General features: G+C 72.4%; 9 protein-coding genes. 1 reads left to right on the top strand and 8 read right to left on the bottom strand.

Going from position 1 to position 11,734, the window contains the following annotated elements; genetic code table 11:
* Window positions 1–276: 276 nt before the first annotated feature.
* The 8 genes from VN520_RS31550 to VN520_RS31515 all read right to left on the bottom strand — a co-directional run bounded on the left by VN520_RS31550 (window position 277) and on the right by VN520_RS31515 (window position 10,627).
* On the bottom strand, window positions 277–558 hold the full coding sequence (locus tag VN520_RS31550; RefSeq protein WP_003968811.1) for an HU family DNA-binding protein: 282 nt from the start codon (window positions 556–558) through the stop codon (window positions 277–279).
* 401 nt (window positions 559–959) lie between these two features.
* Window positions 960–2,393 carry an NAD-dependent malic enzyme gene (locus VN520_RS31545; RefSeq protein WP_325750351.1) on the bottom strand — a complete coding sequence of 478 codons (1,434 nt, stop codon included), beginning with the start codon at window positions 2,391–2,393 and terminating at the stop codon, window positions 960–962.
* 448 nt (window positions 2,394–2,841) lie between these two features.
* Window positions 2,842–5,211 (bottom strand): HelD family protein, encoded by a 2,370-nt coding sequence (locus tag VN520_RS31540; RefSeq protein WP_325750350.1) that lies wholly within the window; start codon window positions 5,209–5,211, stop codon window positions 2,842–2,844.
* A 231-nt stretch (window positions 5,212–5,442) separates the two neighbouring features.
* Complete coding sequence (locus VN520_RS31535) at window positions 5,443–6,006, bottom strand: GNAT family protein (RefSeq protein WP_325750349.1); 564 nt, start codon at window positions 6,004–6,006, stop codon at window positions 5,443–5,445.
* A 20-nt stretch (window positions 6,007–6,026) separates the two neighbouring features.
* A complete protein-coding gene (locus tag VN520_RS31530) occupies window positions 6,027–7,172 on the bottom strand; it encodes a uroporphyrinogen-III synthase (RefSeq protein ID WP_325750348.1) in 1,146 nt (381 codons plus the stop codon).
* Between the two features lie 131 nt (window positions 7,173–7,303).
* Window positions 7,304–8,635 (bottom strand): nitrate/nitrite transporter, encoded by a 1,332-nt coding sequence (locus tag VN520_RS31525; protein ID WP_325750347.1) that lies wholly within the window; start codon window positions 8,633–8,635, stop codon window positions 7,304–7,306.
* A 385-nt stretch (window positions 8,636–9,020) separates the two neighbouring features.
* A complete protein-coding gene (locus VN520_RS31520) occupies window positions 9,021–9,353 on the bottom strand; it encodes a hypothetical protein (protein WP_325750346.1) in 333 nt (110 codons plus the stop codon).
* 302 nt (window positions 9,354–9,655) lie between these two features.
* Complete coding sequence (locus tag VN520_RS31515; RefSeq protein ID WP_325750345.1) at window positions 9,656–10,627, bottom strand: LysR family transcriptional regulator; 972 nt, start codon at window positions 10,625–10,627, stop codon at window positions 9,656–9,658.
* Between the two features lie 83 nt (window positions 10,628–10,710).
* On the opposite strand from VN520_RS31515, the gene VN520_RS31510 reads away from it, so the two are divergent.
* Window positions 10,711–11,734: MFS transporter (locus VN520_RS31510; RefSeq protein WP_325750344.1), on the top strand; the 1,024-nt coding region annotated here is incomplete at its 3' end.

Raw genomic sequence — 11,734 nt, 5'->3', positions numbered from 1 at the left:
CCGGCCCCCGCACGAGGGACCGGGGCGGCAGGCTTTTCCGGGCGCCCGTCGGCGGGAACGGCGCCGCGCCCTCCCCGATTCCGTGCAGACGCCACAGAACGCCCGTACAGGGCCGAACGGGGCCGCCGGCCTCCCCGAGGCCCACCACGGGGGCCGGAGCGCCGCAGTCCGCCTCACAGCGCCCGCACGGGCGATGTGCGTCTTCGGCGCCCTCCGGACAGCAAGAAGGGCGGCCGCCCCGGGGGGACGGCCGCCCTTCTTCATGCCTCGTAGGCCTTACTTGCCCTTGGCGGCTTCCTTGAGCTTCGAGCCCGCGGAGACCTTCACGCTGTAGCCGGCGGGGATGTTGATCGGGTCGCCGGTCTGCGGGTTGCGCGCGGTGCGAGCGGCACGGTGGGTGCGCTCGAAGGTCAGGAAGCCGGGGATGGTGACCTTCTCGTCGCCCTTGGCGACGATCTCGCCGACGGTCTCGGCGAGCGCGGCCAGAACGGCGTCGGCGTCCTTGCGGGTCACCTCGGCACGGTCGGCCAGGGCGGCCACCAGCTCACTGCGGTTCATGTTTGTACTCCCGTGTTCTTCTTGCCTGTGAGGCGTGAGATCGAAGCCGATGCTGCCAGGGCCCTCTGACAGTCCCCGGACCCGGGTCTGCTGTCAGACCCTCGCGCCCGAATACGCATCCTGCCCCCACCTGCGGCGCTAACGCCAATCCGGACCCCTCGACGTCACACGAAAAGCACCACCGCGTGCCCGTGATGACGTTCCGTCGACTTGTCGGAGCGGTCCGCAGCGGATGCCGGGCCTGTGGGGCTCGCTGCCCGCCCACCCTAAAGGGGCGTTTGGGACGCCGCGACCCGCGACGCGCCGTACGGAGTGCCCGGACGTGAGCTGCCGCACCGTCCGCCGGAGCCGTGGCCGGCCCCTGCGGACGGCGTGTGAGGAAGCCGTCCTGAAATACGGTCCTACGCGGGTTCGGGTGCCACCTCGGCGACCCCGGCCGCCTTCGCGGCCTCCCGCACGGCGCCCGCGACGGCACCCGCGACCCTGTCGTTGAAGACCGACGGGATGATGTAGTTCGCGTTCACCTCGTCCTCCGCGACGACGTCGGCGAGGGCGCGCGCCGCGGCGAGCATCATCTCCGTGTTGACGGTGCGGGACTGGGCGTCCAGCAGACCGCGGAAGACACCCGGGAAGACCAGGACGTTGTTGATCTGGTTCGGGAAGTCGGACCGCCCGGTGGCGACGACGGCCGCCGTCTCGCGCGCGATCGCCGGGTCCACCTCGGGGTCCGGATTCGCGAGCGCGAACACGATCGCACCCTCCGCCATGGCCGCGACGTCGGCGCCGTCCAGGACGTTGGGGGCGGAGACGCCGATGAAGACGTCGGAACCGGCCACGGCCTCCTTGAGAGTGCCGGTGACGCCCTCGGGGTTGGTGTTGTCGGCGATCCAGCGCAGCGGCGAGTCGGGGGTGGCGTCCACCAGGTCCTCGCGGGCCGCGTGCACCACGCCGTGGATGTCGGCGACCACCGCGTGTTTGACGCCCGCGGCGATGAGCAGCTTCAGGATGGCCGTACCGGCCGCTCCGGCGCCGGACATGACGACCCGTACGTCACCGATCGACTTGCCCACCACGCGCAGCGCGTTGGTCAGCGCGGCCAGGACGACGATCGCGGTGCCGTGCTGGTCGTCGTGGAAGACGGGGATGTCCAGGGCCTCGCGCAGCCGTGCCTCGATCTCGAAGCAGCGGGGGGCGGAGATGTCCTCCAGGTTGATGCCCGCGAAGCCGGGGGCGATCGCCTTGACGATCTCGACGATCGCGTCGGTGTCCTGCGTGTCCAGGCAGATCGGCCAGGCGTCGATGCCCGCGAAGCGCTTGAAGAGGGCCGCCTTGCCCTCCATCACCGGGAGCGACGCCATCGGGCCGATGTTGCCCAGTCCGAGCACCGCCGAGCCGTCCGTGACCACCGCGACAGCGTTGCGCTTGATGGTGAGGCGGCGGGCGTCCTCGGGGTTCTCGGCGATCGCCATGCAGACCCGCGCCACACCCGGGGTGTAGATCATCGAGAGGTCGTCACGGTTGCGGATGGGGTGCTTGGACGCCATCTCGATCTTGCCGCCGAGGTGCATCAGGAACGTACGGTCGGAGACCTTGCCGAGGACGACACCCTCGATGTCGCGCAGGCCTTCGACGATCTCGTCCGCGTGCGAGGTCGAGGAGGCCGCGATCGTGACGTCGATCCGCAGCTTCTCGTGGCCTGAAGCGGTGACGTCGAGGCCGGTGACGGAGCCGCCGGAGGACTCCACGGCCGTGGTGAGCTGGGAGACCGCTGTGCCGCTCGCGGGCACCTCCAGCCTGACCGTCATCGAGTACGAGACGCTGGGCGCCGTTGCCATGGCCGAGTCCTTCGCTTTCCTGAGCTTCGTTGCCGCACGCGAGTGGGGCAGGACCCCGCACGTGCGTTCCGATCGTCGCACCTACCGACCGGTAGCAGTTAATGACTGCCACCTTTCGGAAACTTTTTTCCACCATACGAGAAGTGAACGCCTCGCGTAACCCCGGCCGGCTGTGAAATGCACGGGGGAAGCCCAGGAGGACCCGGGAAAACACAAACAGACCCGCGCCACCAACAGGTGACGCGGGTCTGTCTTCTTCCGGTCAAGTGACACCGGCCCGCCATGCTCGCCTCGCGGCAAGTGGTCGCTCGTAGCGACGAAGGTTGGGCCCGGGGGCTTGGATCGGGCCGGTGTCGACTCCAGGCTAACAAACACCCCGCGGAAGTGACTCCCGTACGGCGGGCCGGCTTGAAAACTCCTGCGCGCGCGGGCCGCCGGAAGGCCCCGCTCAGTCCCTCAGCAGGTCCGGGACACCGTCCTCGTCCGGCATGTCGCGCTCCCCCGAGACCACGGTGAGCTGCTGCGTCGCCCGGGTGAGCGCCACGTACAGCACCCGCAGTCCCGCGGGGGACTCGTCGGCGATCTCCGCGGGGGAGACCACCACCGTGGCGTCGTACTCCAGCCCCTTCGCCTCCAGGCTGCCCAGCGCCACGACCCGCTCGCCGAGCTCCTCCAGCCAGGCACGGGCCTCGGCACGGCGGTTCATCGCGACGACCACACCGACGGTGCCGTCCACCTCCGCGAGCAGCCTGCGGGCCTCCTCGCGGACCGCCGGGGCCAGCTCCGCGTCCCGCACCGTCGCGAAGCGGGGCTCGACGCCCGTCGAGCGGACCGCCGCCGGGGACTCCATCCCCGGCATGGCCAGCGCCAGCACCTTGGCGGCGAGCTCGGCGATCTCCGCCGGATTGCGATAGTTCACGGTGAGGGTGAACTGGCGCCGCGGCCGGTTGCCGAGCGCCTCGTCCCGCGCGGCGGCCGCCTCGTCCGGGTCCGACCAGGAGGACTGCGCCGCGTCACCGACGATCGTCCAGGTGGCGTGCCGGCCGCGGCGGCCGACCATCCGCCACTGCATCGGCGTCAGGTCCTGCGCCTCGTCGACGATGACGTGGGCGTACTCGGTGCGCTCCGCCGCCAGCCGCTCCGCGCGCTCGCGCTGCGTCTCCTCGCGCTGCGGCATCAGCTCCTCCAGACCGGTGAGCTGGTCCAGCGGGTCCGCCTCCCGCTTCCGCTTCGGGCGGGCCGGGGTGCCGAGCAGCGTCTGCAGCTCGTCCAGGAGCGCCACGTCGTGGACGGAGAGCGGGCCCTTGCCGTCCTCGTCCAGCCGCTTCAGCGAACGGGCGAGGCGGCGCACCTCACCCTGGTTGAGGATCCGGCGCGCCCACCGGTTCAGCCGCCGTTCGTCGGACATCGCGGCCAGCACCCGCCGAGGGGTGAGCTCCGGCCACCAGGCGTTCAGGAAGGCGAGGAACGGGGTCTCGGTGGACACGTCCTCGTCGAAGGACGAGCGCAGCTCCGCGGCCAGCTCCGGGTCGGTGTAACGGCCCCGGCCCGACGACTTGCCCCACAGGGCGTCCAGGAGCAGTTTGCGGGCGCGCGGGCGCAGCAGGTTGACCGGCGCCGTGCCGCCGAGGGCGTTGTGCCGGATCCGCCGGAGCTCGTCCGCCTCCAGCTCGATGCGGGCGCCGAAGGCCACCACCCTCAGACGGGTGGGCGTACCCGGCTCGGCCGGGGCCTCCCCGAACTCCAGCTGCCCCTCCTGGGGGGCGGGCACGGGTGCGGGCTGCTCCAGCGCCCCCCGGGCGGCCTTGCGCAGCACGTGGAGCATCCGGGACGAGCCCTTGATCCGGGCGACGGCGGGCTCGTCGTACGTGGTCGCCCCCTCCGCGCCCGCGGCCTCGTCGGACAGCGAGCCGACCGCGCGGATCGCGACCTGGCCCTCCTCACCGAGCGAGGGCAGCACCCCTTCGGTGTACGCGACCAGGAGCGGGGTCGGCGAGACGACGAGGATGCCGCCCGCGTAGCGCCGCCGGTCCTGGTAGAGGAGATACGCCGCCCGGTGCAGGGCCACCGCCGTCTTGCCGGTGCCGGGGCCGCCGGAGACCTCGGTGACGGAGGCGGCGGGGGCGCGGATCACCAGGTCCTGCTCGGCCTGGATCGACGAGACGATGTCCCGCATCGTGTGGCTGCGGGCCTGGCCCAGCGCGGCCATCAGGGCGCCGTCGCCGATGACGGGCAGCGCCTCGCCCCCCAGGGTGGCGGTCAGCTCCGGGCGCATCAGGTCGTCCTCGACCCCCAGGACCCTGCGGCCCTTGGAGCGGATGACCCTGCGGCGTACGACCCGTCCCGGGTCCTTCGGCGTCGAACGGTAGAACGGCGCGGCGGCCGGCGCCCGCCAGTCGATCACCAGCGGCGCGTAGTCGGAGTCGAGCACCCCTATGCGGCCGATGTGGAGGGTCTCCGCGATCTCCGCGGTGCTGTCCTCCCCCACGGCGTCGTCGGCCGCCTCCACGGAGGTGAAGGCGCCGTCCGGGCCGCGTTCGCCGTCCTTGCCGCGCAGCAGGTCGATCCGCCCGAACAGGAAGTCCTCGAACTCGCTGTTCAGCCGGTTGAGGTGCACCCCGGCGCGGAAGACCTGCGCATCCCGTTCGGCGAGCGCCCCGGGGGTGCCTACCTGGCCCCGTTCACCGGCGTCCCGCATGAGAAATTCCGCCTCGTCGATCTTCTCCTCGAGACGGCGGTAGACCCGGTCCAGATGTTCTTGTTCGACTCCGATTTCCCGGTCCCGCAACGAATCGACAGCGGCATCCTGCGCGGCCACCGAGGCCCCCTTCTGACGTGCATCGGGCAGCCGTCAACCGTACGCGAAAGGAGGGCCCGAGCGCACCTGCCGCCCGGATCACGATGACGCGTCGGTCCCGACGGGCCGCCCACCGCCCGTCCCCGCCTCAGGGGCCGCCCGTGGAGGGAGGGCCGTGCCGGGGCGCCCTCACCCGGCCCGGTCCCGCCCCCGCAGGAGCAGGAGGCCGCCGTCGCACCGGACAGGCGCCCGTCAGCGCTGCGGCGGGCCGTCGTGCAGGATGCGCTGGAACATCCGGTGGTCCTGCCAGGCCCCGTCGATGTGGAGGTAGCGCGGCGCCGTGCCGTAGAGCTCGAAGCCGCACTTCGCCAGTACGCGCTGCGAGGCCTCGTTGTCCACGACCGTCCCGGCCTCGATCCGGTGCAGCCCGAGCCCGTCCCGTGCCACCTCGCAGACCCGGGCGACGGCGGCCGTGGCCAGACCGCGGCCCGCCCGGCCGGCGTCGACCCAGTAGCCGAGCCGGGCGTTGCGGAACGGCCCGCGTTCGATGGACGTGAGCGTCATCGCCCCCACGACACGGTCCTCGTCGTCCGCCAGCACCCAGGGCATCGCACGCCCCGCGTCCCGGTCGGCCAGCAGGGCGGTCAGCCGCTGCACCTGGCCCTCGGGGGTGTAGAAGGCCTCGGGCCGCACGGGCTCCCAGCGCCGCATGTACGCACGGTTGCGGGTCAGGGTCCCGGCGAACGACCCGGCGTCGTCGAGGGACGCGGGCCTCAGCCGGACACCGTCGGCCAGGGGATGGCTCTCGCTGCTCATCCCCGCACGCTACCGGCCGTTCAGGAACCGTCGTACTTGGTGTCCGCCGATGCGTCCAGCGCCAGCCGGTAACCGCGCTTGACGACCGTCTGGATCAGCCTCGGAGCCCCCAGGGCCGTACGCAGCCGGGCCATCGCCGTCTCCACCGCGTGCTCGTCGCTGCCGCTGCCGGGCAGCGCCCGCAGCAGGTCGGCGCGGGAGACCACCCAGCCCGGCTTGCGGGCCAGTGTGTGCAGCAGGGCCATGCCGGCCGGCGGAACCGGGCGCAGGGCGCCGTCGACCAGCACCGCGTGGCCGCGGATCTCGACCTGGTGCCCGGCGACGGGCAGCGCGCGGGCCCGGGCCGGCAGCTGGGCGCAGAGCACCTGGACGAGCGGGCCCAGCCGGAAGCGTTCCGGCTGGACGGTGTCGATGCCCTGCGCCTGCAGGGGCAGCGCGGTGACCGGCCCCACGCAGGCGGTGACGACGTCGTGGCTCAGGGCCGCCAGCACCTCCGGGAGCATGCCGCGGGCCTCCGCCCGGTTCAGGTAGGAGGCGGCGGCGGGAGCACTGGTGAAGGTCAGGGCGTCCAGGCCACGGGCGACGGTGACGTCGAGCATGCGGTCGAGCGGGGCGATGTCCTCCGGGGGCATCCACCGGTAGACGGGTACGCCGACGACTTCGGCACCCGCCGCCCGGAGCGACTCGACGAAGCCGGGCAGCGGTTCGCCGTGCAGCTGGAGGGCGATCCGGCGGCCCGACACGCCCTCCCCCAGCAGCCGGTCCAGGACCTCGGCCATCGACTCCGACTGCGGCGACCACGCCTCGGTGAGCCCGGCCGCCCGGATGGCGCCCTTCACCTTGGGGCCGCGGGCGAGCAGCTCGATGCCCCCCAGCAGTTCGAGGAGCCCGTCACCGATGCCCCACCCGTCGGCGGCCTCCACCCAGCCCCTGAAGCCGATGGCGGTGGTCGCGATCACGACGTCGGGCGCGTGGCCGATCAGTTCCTTGGTGGCGGCCAGGAGTTCGCTGTCGTCCGCGAGCGGCACGATCCGCAGTGCGGGCGCGTGCAGGACCGCGGCCCCCCTGCGCGTGAGGAGCGTGCCGAGCTCCTCGGCGCGGCGGGCTGCGGTCACCCCGACCGTGAAGCCCGCCAGGGGCCCGTGCTGTGCGTCGTCGTCGTGCATGGCGTTGATACCCGGCTCTCGTCCCGCTGTTGCTCGATGGTGCGGAGGACCGAGACTGTCAACCCTGCGTGACAGTCTCGGTTCTCCTGTATTTCCCGCCCGTTACGTCCTGCGACACCCTGCGGCCGCCCTCACACCTCGGCATAGCTGAGCTGGGGCTTCGCGGCCGCCGTTTCGGTACGCCGAAGGTATACCGCCCACGTGAGGGCGAAGCAGACGGCGTAGAAGCCGAGGAAGCACCAGAAGGCGGCCGTCCCGGCGCCCGATGCCGCGAAGGACTGGCGGAACGCGAGGTTGATCGCGAGACCGCCCAGCGCGCCGATCGCCCCGATGAGCCCCATGGCCGCGCCGGAGAGGCGTCGTCCGTACGCCGCGGCCTCCTCGCCGCTCAGCCCCCTGGCGAGGCCCTGGGTGTGGAAGATGCCCGGGATCATCTTGAACGTCGCACCGTTGCCCAGACCCGTCAGCACGAACAGCGCGACGAAGCCCACGAGGAAGACCGGCAGCGACTCGGTCCCGGAGGCGTGGACGACCACACCGGTCGCCACCGCCATGGCCGCGAAGTTCCACAGGGTGATCCGGGCGCCCCCGTACCGGTCGGCGAGCCAACCGCCCGCGGGCCGGATCAGGGAGCCGAGCAGCGGGCCGATGAAGGTGAGCGAGGCGGCCTGCAGCGGAGTCCGGCCGAACTGGGTCTGCAGGACGAGTCCGAAGGCGAAGCTGTAGCCGATGAACGAGCCGAAGGTGCCGATGTAGAGCACCGCCATGATCCAGGTGTGCGGCTCGCGGGCGGCCTGGAGCGCCGCCCCGGTGTCGTTCTGGACGGGCCGGAGGTTGTCCATCCTGAGCGCGGCGCCGAGCGCGGCGACGATGATCAGCGGCAGGTACACCCCGAGCACGATCCGCGGGTGCGCGGCGCCCGCCGTGCCGATCACCAGCAGCCCGATGAGCTGGACGACGGGGACGCCGATGTTGCCGCCGCCCGCGTTGAGGCCGAGCGCCCAGCCCTTCTTGCGCAGCGGGAAGAAGGCGTTGATGTTCGTCATCGACGAGGCGAAGTTGCCTCCTCCGATACCGGTCAGCGCGGCCACGACGAGGAACGTGGTGTACGAGGTGCCGGGCTCCATCACCCAGAAGGCGGCGAGGGTCGGCAGCAGGAGCGACAGCGCGCTGAAGACCGTCCAGTTGCGCCCGCCGAACACCGCGACCGCGAAGGTGTACGGCACCCTGACGACGGCGCCGACCAGGGTGGCCGTGGAGATCAGGAAGAACTTGCCGGCCGGGTCGATGCCGTACTCCGGCCCCATGAACAGGACCATGACGGACCACAGGGACCAGACCGAGAACCCGATGTGCTCCGAGAGCACGGAGAACCACAGGTTCCTCCGGGCGGTCCTCTCGCCCGTCTCGCGCCAGAAGGTCTCGTCCTCCGGGTCCCACTGCTCGATCCAACGTCCGGCCATCACGCGCCTCCACAGGGGTCGGGGTGTCGTCCTGCCGACGCTAGGGAGTCCGCGTTTCGGTGCGGTGCCGTGAGGTGACCGGTGCGCAACCTTGCTCTCACTCGGCCGCCGGGGGTGCGGTGAGCCGGGCCCGCCGCACCCCTCGGGCAGGTCAGGCCCGGCGCCCGCGTTCCACCCCGTTCGGCCACAGGCGCGGCCGGTGCTCGGCGGCGACGTCCTCGACCCGGCCGAACACGAGGACGGCGAGGCCGAGGGCTCCGGGGACGTCGGCGGACTCCTTTCGGCGGGCTGCCCGGGGGTGACCGCCGAAGACGGCTCATCGGCCGGCTGCCCGGGGGCGGGGTCGTCCGGAGCGGGGGACGAAGAGGCGGTGTCCTGGGCGGGCTCACCGGCTGCGGAGGCCGAGTCGCTCGTGCCGGGCCCGGCCTGCCGGGAGGCCGGAAGCGCCGTCCGGCGCGGGGGCTTCGGCGGCCGGGGCGAAGGCGCCGGGCATGGCTCCGGGGCTCTCGGACACGATGTCGTCACTGGGGGGCGGGCCGCACCCCGGTCTCCTCCCCGTGCTTCCCCTGCTGCCCGGAGAGCGGCAGCCGGGGAGCGGGGAGTTCCCGCCGGGCACGGCGACCACGAGCGTCACCGCGTGCACGGCACAGACCGCGGCGAGCACCCGGCCCGCCCGCCTGTACGTCTTGCTGCGGCGGCCGCTCCCGTCGACGGACACCGGACCGTCGTAAGGGCCCGGGGGCCGGGTTCCACAGGTGGTCCGGAGAGCTGACGGCCCAGTACGCCCCGTCGGACGGTGACGTCGTCCGGTTCATGCGTGTGCCAGGTACGGGTACCTTCGCGTCAATTTTCCACAGGTGTCTGCACTTCCCCCACTCAATGAGACAGGTGCGCGGGAAATGACCGGAACTTTGCTGTCGGACCGGGCCCCCACCTGTCCGTGCGCCACCTGCACCGTGTACCCGAAGTCCTGAATGCAGCGCACGACGACGGCGCGCAGCGGGCGGTATCAGCTGTTGTTCATGAACAGTGACCCATGAGTGACGCATCGGCGTCGGGCAGCCAGGACATCGGTGGTCGTACCATCCATTTTTCTGTTCCTGCAAGTTCGTCCACCGCGGTCCGCAACGCGGTCAGGCCCGGGTGGCCGGCCCCCTTGCGCCACACCATCAGCAGCGGGGAGAGCGGCACCGGCCGCACGAGCGGCCGCAACACCGTCCCCGGCAGGGGCGGGAAGTCGACGACAGCCAGAACAGGGTTCCCGGTCTTCGCCATGACCCGTTGGAATTCGGCCACCCCTACGGCGAGCGGAGCGGGCGGGGCCAGGACGGCGCCCCACTCCGCGAAAAGCCGGGCCGCGAGATCCGTCCACTCCAGGGTGCGCGCATTGCCCGCTCCCGCGTAGACGGTTTCGCCGGTGAGATCGCTCATGGCGACCGCCTCGCGCCCTGCCAGAGGGTGATCGTGCGGCAGGAGAACAGCCATCGGCTCGTACCGCACGGGCTGTACGGAGAGCTGGGACAGCACCGCGGGGTCGAGCCCTGCCGCCCGCCCGAAGGTGACGTCGAGCCGTCCGGAGAGCACCTCACCGGCCGCCCAGGTCAGCCCGCTCTCGAAGCGCGCCATCAGCTCGCACTCCGGGGCGAGCTCCCGCGCGCGGGCCAGTACCCTGGCCGCTGTCATCCCGTCGGTGTTCAGATCAACGAGCAGCGGACGGTCCGCCGGGTCCGAGAAGGCCGCGGAGAGTGCCGCGTGCGCGTCGAGCACCCGGCGGGCGTGCGGGAGGAGGCGTTCCCCGTCCGGGGTGAGCGACACCTGCCGGGTGGTGCGGACGAAGAGCTCCCGGCGCAGCTCGCGCTCCAGCCGGCGGATGTCCCGGCTCAGCGCCTGCTGGGCGACGTAGAGCCGAGCGGCGGCCCGGGTGAAGTGCAGCTCCTCGGCCACGGTGACGAAGGCGCGGAGGAGGCGGGGGTCGGTGTCGGGAGCAGCCACCGCGCCAATTTACGACAGAAGTGCGTCAATGGCCTCGGGGCAGGTGTTGGACGCCGCGGACCGCCTGATCCGAGGGTGGGTGCGTGTCCCACGAAACCGCCGCCGCGACTCCGCCCGCCGCCGTCCCGGCCCCCGCCGCCACCCCGTCCAACCCGTACCTACGACTGCTCGCCACCCCGGGAGCACGCGCCTTCACCGCGGGCAATCTCCTCGCGAGGCTGCCCATGGGGATGTTCAGCGTCAGCGCGATCCTCATGATCGCCGGGGCGCACGGTTCGTACGCCCTGGCCGGGGCGGTCACCGCGACCGGTCTGGTCGCGACCGCCGTGGTCGCCCCCTGGACCGCGCGTCTCGTCGACCGGTACGGCCAGGCCAGGATCGCGGTGCCCGCCACCGCGGTGGCGGTGCTCGGCTCGCTGGCCCTGGTGCTCTGCGTGCGCCACGACGCACCGGTCTGGACGCTCTTCGCCGCCTACGCCGCGACGGCCACCACCCCGAACACCGGTGGCATGTCACGGGCCCGCTGGGCCCACCTCCACCGGGGCGACCCGGAAGCCCTGCACACCGCGAACTCCTTCGAACAGGCTGCCGACGAGCTGTGCTTCATGCTCGGTCCGGTCCTCGCCGCGTCCCTGTGCGGGGCGTTCTTCCCCGAAGCCGGCACCCTCACCGGCGCGGTCCTGCTCATGACGGGCGTCCTGATCTTCGCCGCACAGCGTGCGACCGAACCGCCGGTGGCGCCCCGCACGACGGCCACCGCCTCCCCGTTCCGCAGCCCCGGCATGCCCTCCCTGCTGATCGTCTTCCTGGCCACGGGGGCGGTGTTCGGGTCGATGGAGGTCGTCTCCATCGCCCACGCGGGAGGCGCCGTCCTGGCCCTCCAGGCCGCCGGCTCCTGCGTGGCGGGACTGGTCTACGGCTCGCTGCGCCCCGCCGGGGACGTGCACGGCAGACTGCTGGTGTGCCTGGCCTGCATGACGGCCCTGATGTCACTGCCCCTGCTGGCCGCGGCCACGACCGGATCGCTGCCCGTCCTGGCCGGCTGCCTGCTGCTGGCGGGGGCGGCCACGGCTCCCACCATGGTCACCGGCATGACCCTGGTCCAGC

The organism is Streptomyces sp., assembly GCF_035563135.1.
Classification (GTDB): domain Bacteria; phylum Actinomycetota; class Actinomycetes; order Streptomycetales; family Streptomycetaceae; genus Streptomyces.
Note: the sequence above shows the minus strand (reverse complement) of the source record. Positions and strands in the feature narration are given on the sequence as shown.